At 43.2% G+C, this 23,440-nt stretch carries 17 protein-coding genes and 1 pseudogene; all 18 read right to left on the reverse strand.

The window, feature by feature from the left end; translation table 11 throughout:
• Positions 1 to 64 precede the first annotated feature (64 nt).
• Positions 65 to 2,755, reverse strand: a complete 2,691-nt coding sequence (locus tag F560_RS0108710) for a stalk domain-containing protein (protein ID WP_019005339.1) — start codon at positions 2,753 to 2,755, stop codon at positions 65 to 67.
• Between the two features lie 220 nt (positions 2,756 to 2,975).
• Positions 2,976 to 4,337 (reverse strand): sugar phosphate nucleotidyltransferase, encoded by a 1,362-nt coding sequence (locus tag F560_RS0108715; protein WP_020621276.1) that lies wholly within the window; start codon positions 4,335 to 4,337, stop codon positions 2,976 to 2,978.
• A gap of 164 nt (positions 4,338 to 4,501) precedes the next feature.
• Positions 4,502 to 5,479: a copper amine oxidase N-terminal domain-containing protein gene (locus F560_RS24545; RefSeq protein WP_019005341.1), complete on the reverse strand. Its 978-nt coding sequence runs from the start codon at positions 5,477 to 5,479 to the stop codon at positions 4,502 to 4,504.
• Between the two features lie 22 nt (positions 5,480 to 5,501).
• Positions 5,502 to 6,224 carry a hypothetical protein gene (locus tag F560_RS25535; RefSeq protein WP_156828934.1) on the reverse strand — a complete coding sequence of 241 codons (723 nt, stop codon included), beginning with the start codon at positions 6,222 to 6,224 and terminating at the stop codon, positions 5,502 to 5,504.
• A gap of 211 nt (positions 6,225 to 6,435) precedes the next feature.
• Positions 6,436 to 6,869: pseudogene (locus F560_RS26225) on the reverse strand (GDP-mannose 4,6-dehydratase); the annotation flags it as partial.
• Positions 6,870 to 7,014: 145 nt separating this feature from the next.
• Positions 7,015 to 8,040 carry a GDP-mannose 4,6-dehydratase gene (locus F560_RS0108735; RefSeq protein WP_026298178.1) on the reverse strand — a complete coding sequence of 342 codons (1,026 nt, stop codon included), beginning with the start codon at positions 8,038 to 8,040 and terminating at the stop codon, positions 7,015 to 7,017.
• The gene (locus F560_RS0108740) at positions 8,021 to 9,391 is read right to left on the reverse strand and encodes a UDP-glucose dehydrogenase family protein (protein WP_019005346.1); all 1,371 of its coding nucleotides are present in this window, start codon (positions 9,389 to 9,391) and stop codon (positions 8,021 to 8,023) included. The genes F560_RS0108735 and F560_RS0108740 overlap by 20 nt, the downstream gene beginning before the upstream one ends.
• A 354-nt stretch (positions 9,392 to 9,745) precedes the next feature.
• Positions 9,746 to 11,128: an O-unit flippase-like protein gene (gene wzx / locus F560_RS25540; RefSeq protein WP_156828935.1), complete on the reverse strand. Its 1,383-nt coding sequence runs from the start codon at positions 11,126 to 11,128 to the stop codon at positions 9,746 to 9,748.
• Entirely contained in the window at positions 11,109 to 12,176 is a 1,068-nt protein-coding gene (locus F560_RS0108745; protein WP_019005347.1) for a glycosyltransferase family protein, read from the reverse strand. Before F560_RS0108745 ends, wzx begins: the two co-directional genes overlap by 20 nt.
• Before the next feature lie 20 nt (positions 12,177 to 12,196).
• Positions 12,197 to 13,699 carry a hypothetical protein gene (locus F560_RS0108750; protein ID WP_019005348.1) on the reverse strand — a complete coding sequence of 501 codons (1,503 nt, stop codon included), beginning with the start codon at positions 13,697 to 13,699 and terminating at the stop codon, positions 12,197 to 12,199.
• A gap of 35 nt (positions 13,700 to 13,734) precedes the next feature.
• On the reverse strand, positions 13,735 to 14,916 hold the full coding sequence (locus F560_RS0108755; RefSeq protein WP_019005349.1) for a glycosyltransferase family protein: 1,182 nt from the start codon (positions 14,914 to 14,916) through the stop codon (positions 13,735 to 13,737).
• A gap of 194 nt (positions 14,917 to 15,110) precedes the next feature.
• Positions 15,111 to 16,214, reverse strand: a complete 1,104-nt coding sequence (locus F560_RS0108760; RefSeq protein ID WP_026298179.1) for a glycosyltransferase family 4 protein — start codon at positions 16,212 to 16,214, stop codon at positions 15,111 to 15,113.
• Entirely contained in the window at positions 16,189 to 17,115 is a 927-nt protein-coding gene (locus F560_RS0108765) for an NAD-dependent epimerase/dehydratase family protein (RefSeq protein ID WP_019005351.1), read from the reverse strand. The genes F560_RS0108760 and F560_RS0108765 overlap by 26 nt, the downstream gene beginning before the upstream one ends.
• Positions 17,093 to 17,710 (reverse strand): sugar transferase, encoded by a 618-nt coding sequence (locus F560_RS0108770; RefSeq protein ID WP_019005352.1) that lies wholly within the window; start codon positions 17,708 to 17,710, stop codon positions 17,093 to 17,095. Before F560_RS0108770 ends, F560_RS0108765 begins: the two co-directional genes overlap by 23 nt.
• A gap of 30 nt (positions 17,711 to 17,740) precedes the next feature.
• Complete coding sequence (locus F560_RS0108775) at positions 17,741 to 19,561, reverse strand: polysaccharide biosynthesis protein (protein ID WP_019005353.1); 1,821 nt, start codon at positions 19,559 to 19,561, stop codon at positions 17,741 to 17,743.
• Between the two features lie 22 nt (positions 19,562 to 19,583).
• Complete coding sequence (locus tag F560_RS0108780; RefSeq protein ID WP_026298180.1) at positions 19,584 to 20,276, reverse strand: CpsD/CapB family tyrosine-protein kinase; 693 nt, start codon at positions 20,274 to 20,276, stop codon at positions 19,584 to 19,586.
• Entirely contained in the window at positions 20,257 to 21,027 is a 771-nt protein-coding gene (locus F560_RS0108785) for a YveK family protein (protein WP_019005355.1), read from the reverse strand. Before F560_RS0108785 ends, F560_RS0108780 begins: the two co-directional genes overlap by 20 nt.
• Before the next feature lie 151 nt (positions 21,028 to 21,178).
• A complete protein-coding gene (locus F560_RS0108790) occupies positions 21,179 to 23,347 on the reverse strand; it encodes an S-layer homology domain-containing protein (protein WP_019005356.1) in 2,169 nt (722 codons plus the stop codon).
• Between the last annotated feature and the right edge of the window lie 93 nt (positions 23,348 to 23,440).

Below are 23,440 nucleotides of genomic sequence, written 5' to 3' on the forward strand. Positions count from 1 at the left end.
TCGCTTCCATCATATCATATTTTATGGGGTTAGAAAGCCGGATATGGGACTTTGGACCGAAAGATTAACGAATTGTAATGCTTTTGTCCGCCGCGTTCCAGTCGACTTTCTGGCCCAGTTGCTCCGAAACGACCCGGATCGGAACGAGCACGCGTCCGTTGCGGATGATCGGGGACGTCTTGGTCGCGATGCGGACGCCGTTTGCGATCAAGTCGGGTTTTCCGGGCCACAATTCGAGCATCCGGTCGCCGCGCAGCACCGTCACCCGCTTGAGCGTAGCCTCCCAGTCGGCGCTGCCGCCAAGCGATTCGGAGACAAAGCGAAGCGGCAAATACGTCGCTCCGTCAATCGCGATCGGGGCGGTGTCCAGCGTAACGGCCTTGCCGTTAACGGTCGCCTGCTTGCTGTTCAGCGTCAGCTTGATGCTTGCCGCGCTGCCGAAGGACGTTCCGGCCGCCGTCTGCAGCTTCAGATCGTCGAACGCGACCTCGCCCTGCAGAGCCCGTTCGTCCTGGTCTTTGGCCAGGTTGACGACGTACAGTTTCGTCAGCTTCGCCGGATACGTCAGTCCCGCCGACGCCAAATCGACCTTCAACGTTTTCCAGCCCGTCCAGTCGATCTTCGAAGCGAGCGTGACATAGACCTGCTTGCCGCTTGCGTTCAGGAATTCGGCCCGTAGCCAGTTGTAGCTGTTATCGCCCAGCACGTCCAGCGATAACGTACTCGGATTGCCGTCGACGGTAATGCCCGCGCCGCCGTTCAGCACCGCGTAGGCGAAGCGGTCGCCCGTTCCGTTTGTAAAATCGTATTTCAGATCGAGCACCTGCGAGGACTCGCGGCCCGCCATTCCGGTCACAAGCGAAGCCGTTCCCTGCGTCTCGGCCGGCAGCCCGCTGAAGCCGATGTTGTACGCGACGTTCTCGAAGTTCTCCAGTGTCTTCTCCGCCCCCACGGCAAGCGGCACGACCGTCGAGAACCCGTCGTACCGGGCGATCGCATAGCCGATCTTCGTATCCTTGCCGACGCTCTGCACCGTAATGTTGCCGCCTGCCGCATTCGCCGCAAAGCCGCGGAACTCCCACTTCAGCGAAGACGCCGGCACCGTCACCTCGCTGCCGTCCGCAAGCTGCGCCTTTACCGGCACCGAAATCGTCACGCCGTTTGCAAGCACCGTCGTGCTCGGCGATGCGGTCAGCCGGTTGATCTCGCCGCCTCCGACGACGTGAATCCCGATCGAGTTGCTGGCGCTGCCCGCCTTCACCGTAATCGTGCCGTCGCCGGGCTTGGACGCCGTGAACACCCCGCCCTTGAACGTGCCGACGCCGCCGCTCGCCGACCAGACCGGCGTCAGCCCGCCGGGGTCGATCGGGTTGTAATACGTATCGTAGGCCTTGAGCGCGTATGTCGCCTGCTGGCCGATGAACAGCGTCTTGGCCCCGCTAGCCACGATCCCCTTGACGGAGCCCTGCGGAGCCAGCGTGAAGACGCCGATGCCGTTAGCCACAAGCCGCTGCGTCGTCCCGTACGACGTCGGATGCGTCAGCTTCACGTCGAATTCCCCGAGAGGCCGCGACACCATCGTCGTCGAGCCGCCCCCGTCCAGGTTGACCGCCTTGTAGGCGCCGAGCTGAATGAGAATTTGCTGCAGTTCGCTCAGCGTCACGCCCTTGCGGCTTCCGTTCTCCTCCACCGTGACCAGGTAAACGGTCTTGCCGTCCGCCGAATAGCCGACGGCCGTGCGGGCGCGGTCGGCGTTGCCGCTCAGGCCGCTGATGTCGCGCGAGAACGGAGCCGCCTTGCCGCCATCGACCAAAATCGTGTGCCCGCTCACCATCATCTGGAACGTCGTCGGATCGTAGCTTTTCCCGTTGGTCAGCGAGGTAAGAGAGGAGGTCACCGTCACCTTCTGCCCTACGGTCAGGCTCTTCTTGATGAATTCCGCCGCGTCCTTATGCCCGCGCAATATGTAACCGTTCGCCGGAATCGGCGTTGCGATCGCCCGATCGACGGCGACCTCCTGAACGACGCCGTCGACAACGAGCGCTTCGGTCGGCGTCGTCCCGCTGTTCTTCGGACGCTCTTCCCCGGTCCAGGCGCTCGTATACATGTATAGCGCGTTGACATGGCTGTAGCCGTTGTCCGGCTCCGTTCTGTAGGCGCTTTTGTTGATGCCGGTCAGAGGAAAAGAACTTCCGTCCCCGGCGTAGACCGTTCCGCTGAACGCGAACTGGTCGATGATCGGCTTCTTGTCCTTGGTCACGCCGAAAGCATACATGCCGATCAGCTTGGACGTGCTCGTCACCAGCTGACCGCTTGTAATCTGCGCGCCCAGAGGCGCGCCTTCGCTGCCGGAGGACGTGTTGAAGACGTCGCCGTTGATGCCGGCTACCGCTCCCGTCTCTTTGGCCATGGCGCCTACGGACTGCCGGGCCGTGACGCTGCCGTTCTTGCCGCCGAGCGCATTCAACTGGACATACGGATTGGTGAGGTCGATGGCGAGGACGTGAACAAGCTCCGTGCTTTTGGTGGAATCGGAGGGAACCCATCGGTAATCGATTTGGCGCGCTCCGGAGGTTACGATCGTCTCCGACTGCTTGACCAGCTTGTACGTCACCGTCGCGGCCGCTGCGAGCGGCGGTTTGGCAAACGGCCAGGCCGTACCGACCGGTCCGACCACTGCGGACAGCGCGATAGCCCCGGACAAAACCGGAATCCAAATCTTGCGATACAGGTTGGAATTCGATTGAAAAGCCATTTCTTTCTCCCATATTGTAAAATTTACTCGAAAGACCCTGGACTTAACGCCCATTTCTCTCTATTAATGTAGACTCTATTGAAGGCGAAAAGTTACATTCGATTAAAAGATTTATAGCAAAAATATTTTACCGCCCAAAAGAAAAAAGCCGTCCAAAACCGGGAAAACGCGCCGGCCAGGATCAGCTCCGATACGGCTTCGAAATGAATCCGCCTTCTTTTTATTCTATAAGCTTGCACACTTCGTTCCAATCGGTATGCAGCCGGACGATATCCTCGTCGAGAATTTCGCTGCCGTTCTGCACTTCGATAAATTCCAGCTCGGTGACCGCCTGAATGCCGTGCTTTGCGCCGGCCGGAATATGCAGCACGTCGCCCGATTTCACCCGGCTCAGGCTGCCGTTCAGCACGAAATCGCCCTCGCCTTTGATAATCGTCCAAACCTCGTTGCGCTTGTTGTGGTAGTGGTAGCTTAGATTTTTGCCGGCCGCGATTCCGACCCGCTTCGTCAATACTTCATACTTCTCTTCCGTTACGGCGTAGTCCAGAATCTTGTACCAGCCCCAGCGCCGCTCCTCGTACATCGGCCTTTGGTCGAAATCGATGCTGTCTTTGATCCTCGGGCTCGCCTCTTTGTCCGCTACGAGAATGCCGTCGGGACTGGCCGCCACCACGGCGTTGCTTAAGCCGAGCACGACAATCGGGATGTCCAGTTCGTTGACGATATGCGTGTTGCGGCTATGCTCATCGATCTTGCCTTTGCCGATCAGGTTGTCGGACAGCTCTTCCGTGAGCGTATTCCACGTGCCGAGATCCTTCCACTGACCCTCGTACGGAACGACGACAATCCGCTCGCTCTTCTCCACGACTTCGTAGTCGAAGCTGATTTTCGGAAGACGTTTGTATTCCCGGGCCAGTTCGTCGTAATCCAGCGGCAGCCCTTTGCCGCGAAGGATCGAGACGAGCCTGCCCAGCCTGAACGCAAAAACGCCGCAGTTCCAGAGAGCGCCTTGTTCGATCAGATCAGCCGCTTTGGCCTGGCTCGGCTTCTCCTGAAACCGGACGACATCGGCGTACAGCCCATCCGGACCCGTGCTCCCGGGAACGATGTAGCCGTATTTCTCCGAGGGAAACGTCGGTCTGACCCCCATCAGCGCAATGTCCGCATCGGAGCGGTTCAACGCTTCGTCCAGCAGCTTCAACCGCTCAAAATAGGCTTCCTCCACGTAAGGATCAACCGGCAGCACGATGACCGTCTCGTCCAGTCCGGCCTTTTGCTCGGAATAAAGATACGCCGCGGCCAGCGCGATAGCCGGGAACGTATCCCTTCGCTCCGGCTCGACAATCAGCGGCACTTCGGCATGAAGCTGGTTATGGATCATCTCCACCTGCGACTTGCTCGTGGCGATGTGCGTCACGTCCGAGAGACCCACGCTTTTCAGCTGCGCCCATACCCGTTGAATCATCGATTTCTTCGGTTCATTCGCCCCGCCCAACACCTTAAGAAACTGCTTGGACCGGGAATCGCTGGACAAAGGCCAGAGCCTCTTGCCGGAACCGCCCGACAGCAGTACGATTTTCATATCCATAACCACACCTTTTTAGTTATGTCCTATATATATTTGAATGTCGTTCCGGCGAATATCAGAACCATTGTAACGAAACATTTGTTTTTGTTCAAAAGAAAAAGCTGCCCGCAGCAGAGAAACATAGCCGCCTGGCAGCTTATCACGTCTCACCGGTAGGGTCACGTCAGGGATTCCGCCATTTCCCTATACCGTTTCAATTCAGCTTCGAATTCATCCCGATACGTTTGAATCACATCGGTACTGTAGCCGTTCGCCTTGAGCTTCGCCTCGGTGTTGCTGATGATCGACTCGAATTGGGCCGTGCAGGAGGCGAGCGCCGCTTGCCCTTGGGCGATAAGCGCCGCTTTCTTGTCCGGATCGGACTCGCTCAAATATTGCAAGCCGAGATTCATCGCCGTCGCTTGGCACGATGCCTTCAGTTTGCTCAAGCTGGCATAAGCTTGGGCCTCGATCTCCTCCTGCGTCTGCTTTCCCGTATTGCCTCCGGATGCGCCGCCTCCCGTCGAACCGGTGCCCGAGCCGGCGTTGCCGCCATTGCTGCCGGAACCGCTGCCGCCGCTCGATCCCTGCTGCGCTTCGCGGTACGCTTTGGACTCCCCGCTAACGGTCTTCGTCTTGGCATCCCAGTTGATGGCCGTGCCGACCGACTCCGACATAAAGCGAACCGGCACATAAATCGTTCCGTCCTTCGCGAAAACCTTCTGGCCGGCCGGTAGCTGCTTCTCCTTTCCGTCAAAAACAAACTTGGCGTTCGTGAACGTCACTTTGACGGTCGCGGCAGAAGCTGTAGACGAGCTTCCGCTTTTCGCCGCGGCTGCCGCATTCATCAAATACTCCTTCAGCACCACCGCCTCGGATGACGTCGGCTCCGACACCCTTACCGTGCTCGTTTTTGCATCCCACACCACACTCTTCTGCAGCGCATACGACACAAAACGAATCGGTATGTATACGCGCTGCTCATACGTAAACGCCGTCTGCCCAGCAGGCAGAGCAAGTTCCTGTCCGTCGAACTTCATCTTCACCTGCAGCGTACTGACCGTCGTTGTGGAAGCCGCTGCGAAGGCGGAGAACGGCAAGGCCACCGCCATCAGCGCGACCATGGCCATCGTCAGCATGATCTTAAGTCTTTTCATTATTTGCACCTACTTTTTCGGGTTAGTTGCTTAAATCTTCCTTAAGAGACTCCTCATAGCTCTTGCCTTGGCTTAACCCATACTTCTTGGCAATGGCGATAAGCTCGTTATACTCGTCTTCCGTCAGCTTCTGGAGAATGAGCTCTTTGGCCTCTTTCTTTTTCTCCACCGTCAGCCCGCCAGTCGCAAGCTGCTGAAGCGTCTTAATGTCGCTTGGGCTCAACCTTTTCAGCATAACGGCCATAGCCTTTGTTTTCTCGGAAAACGAGATGCTTTCTTTTACCTCTTCGGCCTTTTCTACGGATATTTCCGGATTGTAAGTAGAAGAAGGCGAAGGCGTTAGTGACTGGGATGGCGATTCTCCGGAACCAGATTTCGCAGCGGTCTTCGAAGACTGCGAAGCTTGTCCTGCATCTTTCGCTCCTGCCCCTGACGAATTACCAGACGGCTTCGCTTCTTCCGTTGTCGAAGACGGCGACGCGGATGCTTCGATCGAAGGATTCGGCGTCAAAGGAACCCCGCTTGACGGAGTTGCACTTGCACCGCTTTCAAGGCTTGCCGTACCCGATGGCGAAGGCGAAGCGGAAGCAGATTCCGCCGGTTCCAAGTCTATCGAATCAGCTAGCGAATCCAACACTTTATCGGCTGCATAGTTGATCGCGAAGTATCCCCCGACGCAGACAATGATTGCAAGAGCTCCTACGATGGAACCTATCCATATAAGTAGTTTCTTTTTCCTTTTCATATTTTCACCCTTTCACAGGAAACTTCCTTTATTATCCTTTAAACGCTTTTCATTCAACGTTTGTTGCGATATAACTACATTTTCGCTTCACTCGTATTCAGTCACCCGTATCATTCTTTGTTCCTACAAGCGTATGAGCATCGACTTCACGGATTTAAGTGCAGTGGTGATTATGGCCTTTTAATTTATCATTTTATTACACATTTATCCTTTATTCTTTGTAATTCTTCTCAAACCGCCAAGCATCCCGGCACATGCGATAATATCTCGTTTTGCGATCCAGCCAAGCTCCTTCTTTGCCTTTGAAACATCAGCAGTAGCAATGAAGCAATATCTCCTGGTCTGCGTTCTACGATCTCATATGGCACTATAATGCCATGCGCTTTTTCAAAAGCCTTTACCAACTCGAGTACACTAGTACCTCTACCAGCCCCCAAATTCTAGATATGTATTCCTTCTGCGAGACGATCCAATTCTGCAACATGCCCCTCTGCAAGATCCATCACATGGATATAATCGCGAACACCTTGCCGCCCACTGTTAGGTAGTTATTTCTGAATATTCATATTCTTAATCTTCCAATTTCCCCTTAGTCACCTGAGTTATATACGACATGAGATTATTGGGAATTCCGTTCGGCACTTCACAAGATGATCTCCAATTCTACTTCATAAGTTGCATTGATAATATAGAATAAATTGATCATCTGTTTTATTTTTTTCAAAGGTCTTCACCTTACTGTTGCAAAATTATCAGCCGTAATCACAGTATGCACGGGTAATTAACATCATTACTTCACTTTATAAAACTCCACATACCAATTCGCAAACTTTTGTAATCCTTCTTCGATCGAAGTCTCCGGCTTAAATCCCACTGCTTTTTGTAATAGTTCAGTAGATGCATAAGTAGCTGGCACATCCCCAGGCTTGATCGGTTCAAAAATTTTTTCGAATTGTACTTTTCTGCCTAAGGCTTTGCTTAACGCGTTCTCTAGTGTTTTGATAAATACCATAAGTTTTACAGGACTGCTGTTTCCAATATTAAAAATTTTATGATGAACATCGCCCACAGGTGGATTGCCTAAAAGACGTTCGACTCCCTCAATGATGTCGTCAATATAAGTAAAATCACGATATTGATCGTTATCCAAATCGCCATTGTTAAATATCTTAATCGGCTCACCAGCAAAATACTTATCAACAAATCCAAAATAGGCCATATCAGGTCTTCCCATTGGCCCATAAACTGTAAAGAACCGAAGCCCTGTTGCTGGAATCTTATATAAATGGCTATAAGTATAAGCCATTAATTCATTTGATTTTTTGGTAGAAGCATAAAGCGATACTGGATTGTCCACAAAATCCGTTTCCTCAAATGGAACCTTTTTGTTCGCTCCATAAACAGAACTTGATGATGCATATACAAGATGATCAACCGGATAATTTCTACAAGCTTCGAGAATGTTATAGAAGCCAATGATATTACTCTGAATATATACATCAGGATTCTCTATTGAATATCTTACCCCGGCTTGTGCAGCAAGATTTACTACTACATTGGGCTTATATTCTTTAAAGACGTTCATAAGCATTTCCTTATCGGAAATATCACCTTTAATAAAAGAAAACTTCTCATAGGGTTCCAGTTGTTCCAAACGAGCATATTTAAGGTTTATATCATAGTAGTTATTGAGATTATCAACACCAATTACCCGACAGCCCTGTTCTAGTAATCTTCTAGATAAGAAATATCCGATGAATCCTGCTGCACCAGTGACAAGATATGTTGTACTGGAATCAAGAGTTTTGTAGTTCAAGATTTCTCGACTCCTTTACAGATTCTCTAGTCGAAGGTTTTCGTCCAATCGAGTGATACTCCACTCCTGCTTCTTGCATTTCTTGAACGCTATATATGTTCCTGCCGTCATACACTAATGGAGTTCTCATTAACCTTTTATAAGTTTCAGGCGTTACTGCTTTTATTTCTCCCCATTCAGTAAAAATAAAGCAGACATTTGCCCCTTCCAAAGCTTGTTCTATATTCGAAACATAGGTGATGCTGCCTTTGCCATTTTTACCTTCTGGGTATACTCTAGCGAAGTTATTCACTCCAACAGGATCGTATGCATATATATCTGCACCTTGTTCCAATAATAATGGCACATTATCAAGAGATGGTGCTTCTCTTAAGTCATCTGTTCCGGGCTTAAAGGTTAGTCCCAACACTGCGACCTTAAGCCCGTTAAAAGTTATCAACCTTTTGCTAGCCTTTTTATACAACATTGTCTTTTGTTCTTTATTTACATCAATAGCAGCTTTAACCGTTTTAAGCTCATAACCGTTCTGTCTAGCTATGTACTCCAGCGCCTTGGTATCTTTAGGAAAGCACGAACCTCCAAAGCCAATTCCTGCATTCAAAAACTTACTTCCGATCCTCTCATCGTACCCCATTCCTCTTGCAACGTCTTGAATATCTGCCCCAACTAATTCGCAAAGATTGGCAATGTCATTCATATAGGAAATTTTAAGAGCGAGGAAGTTATTAGATGCATATTTGATCATCTCTGCTGATCTTCTATTTACAGAAACAATAGGCAGATGAAATGGCTCATAAATCCTCATAAGCGTCTCTTCTGCCCACTTACTTTCAGTACCAATTATAATTCTTTCCGCTTGCAGAGTATCACGAACGGCTGATCCTTGCGCCAGGAACTCCGGGTTTGAAGCTACTTCAACCTTTACATCGTTCACTAAAAAGTCTTTAATAAACTGTTCTACTTTATCATTTGTTCCAACCGGAACTGTTGATTTTACTACCACGAGGCAGTCTTTTTCAACGGATTCGGCAATTTGCCGAGCAACTGTTGCTATAAACGAAAGGTTAGCCGAACCATCCGGTTGTTCAGGGGTACCTACACCTATAAAGATGGCGTCAGCATCCTTGTATGCTGTTCTGTAATCTGTTGTATAATCAATTCTTCCAGCAGCATAATTCTTCTGCATCAACTCTTCCAAATCAGCTTCATAGATTGGGGAGATACCTGATTTCATTAAATCAACTTTCTTTTTGTCTATATCGACACAGATAACTTGATGGCCAACTTCGGCAAAGCACACACCTGCAACCAAACCAACATAACCAGTTCCTGCAACTGCTATTTTGAACATAGAAATGCCTCCAATCAAAATAATAAAGATAAAAAGAGTTCTTTATGCTAAGTAATTTACCACCCTCAATCGGAAAACAACCTTAAGCAGGATTTATTTTAATTTTAGACACATCCGTTATCGCAACTATAACAGCATTTTCTAAACTTCCTTTATCTTTCTGTCAATACTCATGTAGTCTTAGATTTTCATTCCACCCCCGTACAGAACCGTGCTATTTATGTAATTTGATTTAAGTCAATATTTTTAACTACGTCTTTTATTACTTGAGTTCATAAATCAAATAATGTTGGATGCCTCTACTTTTGTCTAATGTAGTAGATAACATTAGGTTTAGCCAAGATTTTGCTATCTTTATAATAACTTCTTTATACCTATTCTAAACATTTCTATAGGATTTGTATTTAATAATTTCATCACTTTGTATGGCCATATCCAGTTATTATAAGCAATTTGAGCGATAAATTGCCCTACAATCAATCCCCAGATACCTATAGTAGTTGTTTTAATAAGTAGGATTGAAAAAATAATGCCTACAAAACTGGAAATTAAAAAAGGTTTCATATACGGCACTCGATTTGTATTAGATATAAACGATGCATAAAAGGAATGATGTTTGAGCAAAAAATCATATACTGCAATACCAAGTAATATTGGTATACTAAATAACATATTAGGATTTAACAACTTAAGTATAGGAATACCAATTACTAAAAGGACAATTATGCAAACCCAAAATAAGACACAATACACAGTCATGGCGATTGACATTAATTTTTTTAGATCATCTTTTCGATTATTAATGTATGCAGCTTGAAGAGAAGGTTGATATGTGGTATATAATGCACCAGATATAGTTGATATAGCTGTAATAAGCTGAACTGATATTGAATATATTCCTGTTGTTGTTAAACTAAAGTATATGGAAGAAATAATAACAGAAGCCTGACTTGTAAGATATCTAGAAATAGAAACTACTCCATCTCTCCACGCGTTATGCCATACTATATTAAAAGTTTCTTTAATATCTGATGCCTTAACAATTGTAGGATCATTTTTAATACGCGAACCGATATTTTCAAACTCATAAAACGCCTTTTTTGACAAGAAACGGTAAATTAAACCATATCCCAAATATGCTAAGGAAACAGCACTCAAATGGAACTCTAAAAATAACAGTATAATAGAAATAATAATTTGAAATATTCTTGAGATTATTGTTGCTTTGTTACTCTGTGCAATAGCACCAACCCCTCGTAAAAAAACAGTATAATAACCATAATAAAGATTAAGAAAAACTGCTAAAATATAAATACCCCATGCGACAATATAATTGTATCCACTCATATTACTAGATACTTTGAGTATATAGATAGTTCCTATTGTTATAAGTACAAATACCGCTAATACAGAGATAATTAGATAAATTTTTTTACAGGTAAAAATCAATTTCTTTAATAACCCTATGTTGGGTTCATGATTATTAACAATAGAAACATCTATTTTATTCAATTTAATGGCACCACTCCAGCAGTAAGTCACATTTCTTGCGAGAGTAGGATTAAAACCAAAATCAAATAAAGTGACTATCGCTCCAATACTTAAAAACACGTACCATAACCCTAATTCTTCTCCATCAAGAAAGTAAATCATAAACGGTAACAAAAAAAAATTTGCCCCTAGTGATATAAGCGTCCCAATATAATTCCATATAATATCACTTTTTCTTGCTTTCATTAATTTTTACACCCTCAAATGTATCAATAAATTTTTTTATTATTGTATTCTTTTCATGACATTTCTTAAAATTGTAGAAATCATCTTCAACCTCTTCGTTATATTTTAGTTCCAGCACTTTTTCGAAAAATTCATTTACATTATTAATTCCAATGCATATATTCGGGTATTTTTTTTCATATTGATTCACAATAGGGACTTTATTTGCTATAACAATCTTGTGATTTGAAAGTGCATCATACATAACGCCGCTAACCCGATAAATAAAATTATCAGGTAATGGGATAAAAACCACTTTGCACTTTTTAAAATAACTATCGTACTCTTCTTTTGGTAAAAAACCATTTATTACTTTCAAATTTCCATTATCAAATTGGTACTTCTTAGAACGTAAAACAACTTGCAGATTAGCATTTTTTAAATAACCATTTTTTCTTTCTTCATCAATTATTTTTTTTATAAAACTCTCATCATTACTATTACTCAATCCGATACAATCATATATTATTTCATTTCCATTTGAAGTTTCGGAATCAAAAACCGGATGCGGGATAACATGAACAAGTTTCTCGTTAACTCCTATTTCTTTTATTAAATATTCTTTAAAATAATCCTCAAAAACTATATGATTTACCTTGTTCATATAGGTTTTAAAAATTATTTTTTTTATTTTGTTATTTAACTCATCAATATTTTTATGATGTAGAATAAAAAAACTATTCGATCCTGTTAATAACCGTCCAAAGGCAAAACTTACTGTATCAAAAGTCAAAACAAATTTTAGACTATCCTTGCTATTAGAAACTATTTTTCTAGTTTTCAGCATAGAATTAAAAGATTGAAATTTTCTACTCAACATATTCTTTCCATCATTTCTTGCAACGATCTCTTCAATCTCAACACATGCCAAGTTATTTTCATACCCTGAATAATAATCTTTTTTAGTTATCACTTTTGTTTGACCTACGCTTGATAAGCACTCGATAATTTTACAATATAAACTAACATGATTCTGAGGGAATAAATAATCTAATATTAAAATCTTCATTAAAACTACCTCGTAAACGTTCAATTTTTTTGAAGTATACTTTGATTATTTGTTTTCTGGAAAACATTTCTCTCTATATCTAAATCCATCAAACCAATAATCAATGAGGTTATCCCAATAATTGAAATCGTTATCGAATATGCATAAAAAAAGACAAACCAAATGCCACCAATCATTAACCAGGGTGATTTATGTATTTTAGTGGCGATAATCTTAAACATCCAAAAAAAGAATATAAGCCCAATTAGACCATTTGTTAGGTACAAGGTGTTTAATGTTTCATGTAAAACATAATATAGTCCATTTTCAATTTGCCATTTAGAGTATGTGAATTCATCTACATCTGTAAATAAAGATAAATGATCTTTTATAGTTCCTAGATAACCTTTCCCCTCCAGAAAAAACCAAGGCTTTTTAAAATATTCAATAGTTATATTTAAAAATTGTGAAATTCTAATTTTAGGGGAACTCGGCATATTTTCTAACCAACCATTACCAAATAAAAACATAGAAGTAGCCTGATCTAATTTTGTAGATAATAAAAAATTATTGCTTGATAAGCTTGGAATAATGATATTCACTGTGAAATAGACAATAAATAAAATCCCCATAAATGTGAACCATGAAATCATATACATTTTTTTTCTAAGTTGGATAGTTAAAATCAAAATCGGTATTATCATTGCAACAATCAGCATTTTCCCGTTTGTGTTATAAGTTATTCCCAGTAGAAAAATCGTTCCAGTAATTATCGCTAAAATAATTTTTTCATGTTTTTTATAGTCAGAATAGAAAGGGAGCAGAATCGTACAGAATAACAACATAATAATGTTGCTTACTTGTAAAGAATCCAACCCACCACGGTTCCCATAATTCTGAAATAATAGTGATGTTACAAGGTTAATTGAAAGACTAATAACAATTGCCAATAGACATTGCTTGATTTCATCAATTCGGTTTATATTTAGTTTAATTATAGTGTAAATAACAATTGCTTCAGCAGCAACAAAAAGAAATATATAACTAGCGTCTACAAACATTCCAATGTTTGTAATACTTTCTTGAATATTATTATCGTTAATAAGTAAGTTGAATAATCCCATAATAAATGCAATAGGAGTAATTATATATACACCTTTAATAAACTTACCAATAAATCCTTTTGATCTGAAAGGATGCTGAAGCTTTCCTGTTAAAACCAATTTTATCAAAGGCAACAAAATAAAAATAGCACCCAGATTCACGCCTGCTATTCTAAATGCCTTAAAGCCATAAAATACATCTGTACCTACGAATGTAGCTGACTCCAAACTCGTACTTAGAAAAATAATATAATAGCATAGGTACTTAACATCTTGTCCTAGCATCAAACACTTAATTAAGACTAACGATTGTATAACAGTTAAAAATAACATGATAGCAAAATTATTATAATAAAAACTATTTAACAAACTAACTACAATTGCTATGATTATATATTTTACATTAAATATGTTTCCATTATGTTTTTCTGATATGTTCATTTAAATTTACTTCTTCCTTTTCTAAAATAACTTAACTAAAGAAGTTTATTATCATATACAAATTTTTGTAATGTTTCACTATAATTCAATCTATTTAGAAGGTTCTCTCTTTTATCATCAATTTCTTTTTTACCTCTACTTATATAATCAAGTATTTTTTCTTTATAATTATTAAAATCAATAATTATCCCTAGACCGAATTCCTCTACTTGTTTGGCTACATCAAATACATATGGCGTAGTGATTATCATCATTCCACTTTGTACATATTCTAAAAATTTATTTGGGTATGCAACATTATTCGTCACAAAATTTTCGCGAATTAAGAAGGCGAAATCACCAGCACACAATATGTGATTTACTTCATTTGCATTAACACTATCTGTAAGAATATCAGAGCAATTATTAATCATAGGTTTTATTTCTTCTATATTATGGGATAGTATCAACATTTTAGACTTTTCTGGAATATCCGATTTTATACTCAAAAAAATTTTAATTGATTCATTAATACATTGCCAAGGAGAAGTACCACCAGAATAAATGAACAATAATTCGTCTGGTTCTATATTATATTTCGTTCTATATTTTTCCCGATTGAACAACCTTTTCTCTAAGCTATAATTATTTTCTATATAGCAGGGAACAACATAATGTTTAAAGTTATTTAAATGATACTCTTTATTAAGATATTCTGCTAATGCATTAGAAACAACTAAGGCACCGTCCAATTGGTTTAAATATTTTGATTCACTGTACTTAATATAGCTATACATCAATGTCCTATATATTTTCTTTATTAAATTTCCTTTATTGAACTCTAATAACTCTTCTTTTGCACTGTGAATATCTGCTACTATAGGGATATCGTTATTTATTTCTTTTATGAATGGAGCAAGTGAAAATGTTCCAATTCCTGAAAGAATAACGCATTTGTAATGATTATTTATAAATAATCTGGAAAGTAGTTTTTTACTTTTATTAAAGGCATTATAAATACTTACAACATTATAATTATTACATGGAATAACTGTTATAGTGCTACCACTCCCTATTTCTTCATTTTTTGAGTTAATCTTTTTTCTATTGTTAATTGCTATAAAGTCGGTTACAACATTCCAATTTTCATATAATGCTTTTGTACGATTTTTTATTAACCGCAATTCACCACAGGTGTTAAATATATTTCTCGTGGTAATAAAAAGAATTCTATTCATAACTAATCTCCTGAAATAAGTTATTTAATGCTACAAGGCACATAAATTTCCTCTAAAAAAGATTTAATTACTATGCGTCTATGCGTCTAAATTCCCGTTCTACTTTTTGTGTGGATCAAAATCTGAAAGAATTGCTCCATGCACCAACCCTACATGTCTTATCCCTTATCACCGTAAATTTGGTCATGAACAATTCAACAACATATTTGTTTAATTTTTTTCAAATAAGCATCAACAACTATATTTCTATCAAATTCTCTCTCGACTTTTGATCTTGAATTTTTTCCCATTCGTCTTTTCTCTTCGTATGGTAATTCCAAAAATTTTTCTATTTTCAAAATTAAGCTGCTGGTGTTTTGGGGTTCAAATAAAAAACCATTCTCGTCCTCGTTGATTGTTTCTCTACAGCCAGGTATATCAGAAGCGATAAGAACTCTTCCCATTGCTGCAGACTCAAGCAAAACATTTGACATTCCTTCTCCACCATGCGATGGCTGAATAACACATTGTGTCTCCTCAATAAAAGGTTTCACATTACTTTGATACCCATAATACGAGATGAAACCTTCGTCTTCATATCTTTTAATTATTTCACTATAATGAGATTGTGTTTTCTCCACATAACCAATAATGTTAAATCGTGCCTCAGGATATTTGGTTTTAATTATTTTAGCAGCTTCTAGGTATTCATCTATCCCCTTATCCTTCATTATTCTCCCAATATATAAAAAAGTAGGCGTTCTATCTGATGGAAATGGTTTATAGGCAAATTCGCTTAGATTTACCCCTGAACCCGGAAGAAGCTCGTAATTATTTTTAATTATTTTTTTTTCTAACAGAGCATTCAAATCAGACTTATTTTGAAAAAATATACAAAATGATCGCTTTAGACTTACTTTATATAGAAAGGTAAGCAGATTCCTAAATAAAACACTTTTTTTAAGAAATCCACTTCCTAAACCTGTAATATTATTGATATAGGGAATTCTAAGTAATCGGCAGGCTATTCCGCCATATAAATTGGGTTTTATCGTATACGCAAGAACAACATCTGGTTTAATCTTATTTAATAAACGAATATAATGCAGGAGTAATTTTAAATCTTTGACAGGATTAGTGCCTCTACGATCAACCTGAGTTTCTGTAACCCTACACCCCCATTTTATCAACTCATTAATTCTATTACCTATGGGAGTTGAAATATGAATTTCGTGTCCTTCCTCTAATAATCTCAAAATGATCTCTTTACGAAAGTTATATATATATGTGCTATCATTTCCCAATAGCAGTATCTTCATTTTTGTGGCTCCACCTTGACTCTAGATTCATATTTCTGAGTTCAGAATTAATAATGGATTCTTTGAATTCTGTAATGCAATAATTAAAATTCTGATGTGATGATAGTTCCTGATTATAAGTTAAATTACCGAAAACTTTATTGAAAATTTCAATTCTATTTTTAAAAAGATTCATTATCTTGGAAAGTAAAGTCGAAAAATAAATTCTTTTAGAATTCACTTTAGCTATCAAATCTATCAAATCTTTAATGTTTACATATTCTTTATTTTGAGGGAAAAATAAACCTTGCGCCTGTGTATCAATTATGAGCCTGATAAACTCCGTTAAATTGTCAATATAAATCATGCTGCGTTTATTTTCATATTCGGGAAAAACTAATGATCTTTTCACCAATTTGCTCAGTCTCGCATAATTCCCTGGACAATCTGGACCATAAACCATTGGAGGTCTTACTATTGCAACTTTAAAATCTCGCTCATCCATAATTTTTTTTAGTTCAAACTCTGCAGCAAGCTTGCTTTTGCCGTAAAGTGTGTTAGGATTACATGGTGTGTTTTTATCGATAATAACTTCTGCTCCTATTTTGCCATCAAGTCCATATACAGACATACTACTTAGAAAAACAAAATGTTTTACGCCCGAACTTTTCGCTTTTAATGCAAGTGCTTTCGTTAAATCTCTGTTGACCAAATAAAAAGTATTCCTTGAGTTTGAATTCTCCTTTTGATGTACAATGGCAGCAACATGAATAATAGAATCGTATATCGAAAGATCTTTTTGCTTCCAAACATCATTCTTTAAACTAATATTGTCAACTTCATATCTATCTGGCCATTGATTTAACCATTGTTTTAACTTTAACCCAATATAGCTTTTCTCACCAGTTATGAGTATTCTCATAAATCTTGTCTGCCCCTTCTTTTATTCCCTCACTTTTCGCAACAGCTAATACGGTTTTCAGGAGTATTTTCAAGTCAAATTTTAAGCTTAAATTATTATAATACTCACTATCATATTGAACCTTTAAATCGATAGAAATCTCATCTCTGCCATTTATCTGTGCCCATCCTGTAAGCCCCGGGTTAATACTATTGACATTGTACTGATCTCTTTTATTTATTAAGTCGAATTGATTCCATAATGCAGGTCGTGGACCTACAAAACTCATTTCACCTCTTAATATGTTTACTAACTGGGGAAGTTCATCTAAGCTTGTCTTTCTTAAGAAGCGACCTACTCGAGTAATATATAATTCTGGATTAACTAACATATCTGTTGGAGTATCTTTCGGAGCATCAATGTACATTGTTCTAAATTTAAGGATATTAAATTCTTTCTTTTCTTTCCCCACTCTTTTTTGCTTAAATAAAACGGGTCCATTTGAATCAACTTTAATGAGTAGTGCTAAAATAAGTAATAAAGGAGAGGTAAGTATCAGTAGAAACAAGGAGAGAACAAAGTCAAGAACACGTTTTACCTTAATATATGAAATCATCACAAAGCATCCCCAATTACTATCATGGTCTTACGAAACATACTCCAAAATCGGCACCAAGTTCTCGATCGCATCCTTGACCGCTTTCGGTTCTTCGCCAAGTACCCTTTCCAGCCGGGCGAACTCCAGGTCCAGTTCCTTCTGGCTGATGATGCTTGGCTTGCCGATGTAAATTCGTTCGTGCTGGGTCTTGGTTGCACCTTCTTCGGCCGTGAGCAGCTCTTCGTACAGCTTTTCTCCTTCGCGTATGCCCGTGAATTGGATATCGATATCCACATAAGGCTCGTAGCCGGAGAGACGGATCAAGTCCTCGGCCAGCTTGAGGATACGGACAGGCTCACCCATGTCGAGGATGAAGATTTCTCCGCCCTTCGACAAGGCGCCTGCCTGGATAACAAGCTGAACGGCCTCCGGGATGGTCATGAAATAGCGGACCATGTCCGGATGGGTGACGGTTACGGGGCCGCCGCTGGCAATTTGCTTCTTGAAGAGCGGAATGACGCTTCCGCGGCTGCCTAATACATTGCCGAAACGGACGGATGCGAATTTGGTTTTGCTTTGGGCGTTTAAGCTTTGCACATACATTTCCGCAATACGCTTGGTAGCCCCCATAATGCTGGTCGGATTGACGGCTTTATCGGAAGAGATGAGGACGAAACGTTCCGTGCCGTATTTGTCCGCGCAATCGGCGACGTTCTGCGTGCCGAACACGTTGTTCTTGACGGCCTCGGACGGATTCTTCTCCATCAGCGGAACGTGCTTATGCGCAGCCGCATGGAACACGACATGCGGTCTATGCTGCGCAAATACGTTATCCATTCTCTTCCGGTCTTGTATGTCGGCTATAATCGGTTCTATATGTAAATGCGGATGAGCACGCCTTAATTCCATTTCTATATTGTAAATGCTGTTCTCCCCATGACCGAGGAGAAGAAGCTTGGAAGGGCGGAACGGCGCAATTTGCCGGCACAGCTCAGATCCGATCGAACCGCCAGCTCCCGTAACCAGAACGACTTTGTTCTGGACATACTCGGCGATCCCCACCAGATCGGTCTTGATCGGGTCGCGCCCAAGCAGATCCTCCACATCCACGTCGCGCATGGTGCTGAAGGAGATTTTGCCACTGATCATGTCATGAATGCCGGGGATGATTTTTACTTTTGCGCCTGTTGAAATACAAATGTTAATAATTTCGGAAACAACCGCCTTTGGGGCGGAAGGAATGGCGATAATGATTTCTTTGATCCGATGCTCGACGACGACAGATTCGATTGAATAGCGATCACCTAACACCGGCAGATGAAAAGCGGTAAGAAAATGCTTTTGAGGATCGTCATCGATAAATCCGACAAGCTTCCGATCGCTCATGGTCGAACTCATCAACTCTCTGGCAACCAACATACCGCAATCGCCGGCTCCAAAAATGAGTGTCGGAATCTTGTTATCTCGGTCCGCCTTTTTCTTTCTGCCCAAGATACGCCAGAATACACGCACGCCGCCCATTAAGAGCAGTTCCGTTTCCAACGTACGGATCGCAACGCTAAGCGGAACTCGATTGTCCATGTATAAAAGAGTGATCAGATAGGAGACGCCCCAACTGATCACAATCGCTTTACACATGGAGAGCAGGTCTCCTATACTCGCATACTGCCACATGCTGCGGTACATCCCCAGGTACAGCATGACAAGCAAACAAAGAACGGAGGATATCAGGCTGTATTCAAAAAATTGGCGAAGGTAGTTGCCGGGAACATAACCATCGAATCTGAAGAGGTACGCCGTAAAGCTGCTAAACCAAACAATTAGCAGATCGACAACGAACAATACGACCAATTTTTTCTTGACAGCCATTTTGACATGCCTCCGAAATGCGTTATGAATTGGTATTGCCGTAATAATAATAATAATAACCTTCGCTTTTTTTGCGTTTTACATTGTTCAGGACTACACCCAACAACTTGGCACCCACTTTAACAAGCCCTTCTTTGGCTTTTAAAGCAATTTCACGTTTCACCTTGCCCTGATCCAAAACCAAAACAACCCCGTCGCATCGCGTCGACAACAACTGGGCATCGGTTACGGCCAAGGTAGGAGGAGAGTCGATCAGAATGACATCAAATCGTCTGCGCAGCTCGTCGATCAAGTTCGACATTCTTTGGGAAGCCACCATCTCTGCGGGATTAGGCGGAATCGGGCCGGATGTGATCACGGACAGCCCGGGAATTTTGGTAGGCTGAATCGCTTCATCCACCGTGCACTGCTGCGATAGAATAGACGACAACCCTCGCCTGTTGGAAACCTCGAATGTGTGATGCTCTATTGGCTTTCGCATATCGGCGTCGATTAACAGCACTTTACGTTCCGCTTGGGCGTAGGCGACGGCCAAATTGCCGATTGTCGTCGATTTTCCTTCGCCGGGGCCAGCCGATGTCACCATGATGACTTGCATTTTTTGATCGACGGAAGAAAAATCCACATTGGTACGCAGTGAGCGGTAAGCTTCCGAAATCGGCGAACGGGGATTCGTGTGGGTAATGAGGTTACGTTTATTTGCCGGTCGTGACACGGGAAAGCTCACCTGCCTGTTTTAAAGATACGGATTTGCTCGGTTGGGCCTCAACCTCGTTCGGGTCCATCCTAGCAATCATCGCCAGCGTCGGGAGACCGAGGACTTGCTCAACGTCAGCTTCCGTCTTGATCGTGTCATCCAGATATTCCAACAGGAACACAACCCCTACGGCAAGCATAAACGAAACGATAAACGCAATGACGATATTAAGCATCACATTTGGCGACACAGGACTTGGAGGCTGAGCCGGCTCGAGCTTGGCTTCGTTCAGAATCGAAACGTTCTGCACGCTGAACAAACTCGGAATCTCCTGTTTGAACACTTCCGAAACAGCGTTGGCGATTTGAGCCGCCTTCCGGTAAGAAGGATCGCTTACGATAACGGTCATGACCTGTGTGTTATTGACTGAACTGACCTTGATTTTTTTCATCAATTGCTCGGAAGTCAGCCCGAATTCCGGATAATTCGCTACGACCTTATCCAGAATAGCAGGTGTCTTGATAATCTCTTTGTAAGTGTCGATCATCTTGATATAAGTGTTCACTTCATTCAATTCCAATTGCTGCGTAATCGAGCTGTCCGATGATCGATTGACAATGATCTTGGTAGAGGCTTCGTAAATCGGCACCATAACAAATTTGCTGTATACTCCTGCCGTAATCGTCACGATCAAAACAAAACTGACGATCCACCAGATCCTTTTCCGGATGATTCGGAAGTAATCGCGGAGATCCAATTCATTAGACACGTCATGCTCCCCCCATGCTGTTTGCTCTTCTTAGGTTTCTTCAGCTAGTACGCTAGATCATGATCGCCCCCTTCCAAACGATGAACATCCTCCCCCCACCGAGATGAGAGGAGGATGTTATACTGTGTGGAATAGGATTAGGGATTATGTCTTACGCCTTAGCATTGAGGGCGCGATAGACGATAACGGCTGCTTCCGCACGGCTTGCATTGTCGTTCGGGTTGAATTTGCCGTTCGTGCCGATCACGATGTTTTTGCTCGCCGCAAACGCTACGCCCGCTTTGAGGGACGAAGGAATCTTGCTTGCATCCGAGAAGTTGGCCAGCGCTGCATCGACATCCTTCACTTCGGAGAAGCCTTTCGTCACTTGCAAAGCGCGAGCGATCAACGTTGCAATCTCGGCGCGGGAGATCGGCGCATTCGGATCGAACTTCGTCGCGGAGCGGCCGTTGATAATGCCTTTTTCAGCCGCTACGGCAACGTACGGCGCATACCAAGCATTCGGGTTTACATCCGTAAACTTGGTCGAAGTTACATTCGGATTGTCAAGATCCAGTGCGCTCACGAGAATCTTCGCGAATTCGGCGCGGGTTACGTTCGCTCTCGGATCGAACCTGCCGTCGCCGCGGCCTTCGATGGCGCCTTTGGCCGCTACGACCTTGATTTGACGGCCGGCCCAAGCTTGAACGGACGCCACGTCTCTGAACGTTACGTCATTCTCAACCCCGACGTAAGAGGAGAACGTGTAGCGTTGTTCGGTCAGGACGCCATCGCCGTAAACGCCGCCTTCGATCGACAGGGAGCCGTTATCGAGCTTGGCAACGGACAGAAGCTCCGTGTCCACTCCGGAGGTATTCGTGACCGGAAGTTGAATTTCAACCGGCTCGTTGAACTTGTCGTATACCGTGCCGTTTACGGACAGGCTGTAGTTGAACACGTCCGTAACCGCCGGACGTCCGCCGGTTTGGGAAGCGGAAGCTGCCGTTCTGTCGATCGTGTAAATGACGTCACCACCCAACGTGCTGAGCGGGAACTTCGTCGTTGCACCGCTTACCTTGATCGCGATCCAGCCGAAGTTCAGTTCTTTCGCTTTCGCGCTGATATCTTTAGCCAGGTTGACCACGCTGGATTTCAGCGTCGTCTTGCCGAGGTCGATAACCAGAGTCGGCTTAGCCAACTTGGCCGCATTGTCGGCGCCGATCGCATCGGCGAGCGCTGCCTTCAACTGTTCAACGGAGCTGAACAGAGAGCTCAGGTTGGCAAGCGACAGGGATACAACCGCTTTACCGTCGACTTCTTTAACGAGCGAGGAAGCATCGAATTGAGCCAGCTTGGCAATCGCTTCAGCTGCAATCTTGAGCGCTTGGTCGATCAGAGCTTGTTTCTCGGCGTCGCTTGCGGAAGCAAGTTTCGCTTTGATAGCGGCAAGTTCTTTCCTGGCGTTGTCGAGAACGTTGTTCGATACGCCAGAGCCTCCGCCGGAAACAGGCGAACTTTTAACATTGATATAGGCTTCAACGAGCGCTGCCGCCGCCTTGTTGAAATTGGATGCACCTACCGCATCACGGAAATTCGAAACGACTCGAGCAAGATCTTCTTCATTAACTTCGTAAGCTTTGAGCGCTTTGGCCAGATCTTCATTGGTGTTCAAATAAGCTTTGAATACACGCTTGACGAAGTCGTTTCGAGCTTCATCGTTGTTCAGAAAATCCGGCAGCGATTGAGACGAGTTGGCGAGTTCTTGCCAAGCAATGGCTTCAATGCCTTTTGCCCCAAAAAGCAAACCGTTCAGATCTTCGACGGTAAGGCCGTCTACGCCAGCCCCTTGTGCAATCTTGCGAAGCGTAGCGCGAACGGATTCGTTGCTTTGAAGCGCATCGAGTTTGCCTGCTTCCAGTTCAAACGTAAACTTGGCGAGCGTGGCGAAGACCAGTTCAAGATTCTTTTCATCTTCGCTTGTAAGCTGCAAGCCGGAATCTTCTTTAAATTTGATTTTGTCCTTGACAGGTTTGATAATGTCACTGGTCGGAGTTGTCACACCGTCGTAAGTTACATAAGTTACGCTGCTGACACTGTCAAAATAAGCGTAAACGCTATCTGCAACCGATTTAGTATAAACGGCTCCGGACGCGCTTAATGCGCTCTTCAACTGGGATGCAAAGAAACCCAACTGCGAACTCGAAATCGACGCCGCAGAGGCTACATTATTCAACCCCAGTTTCTGCGCGAGACCTTTGCTGCTGAGCGGAATTCCTGCCAGCGCAGTCATCGCCAAGCTTGCGGCCAGCGTGCCCGCCGTTACTTTCTTTTTCAAAGACATCCACAATCACCTCATATGTAGAATTAATTTCAAACCAATTTAATCATATTATACCAAACTCTATACTAGGATAGCATTTTTAGTAGACAAAGG

The sequence above is a fragment of the Cohnella laeviribosi DSM 21336 genome (assembly GCF_000378425.1).
GTDB lineage: Bacteria > Bacillota > Bacilli > Paenibacillales > Paenibacillaceae > Cohnella > Cohnella laeviribosi.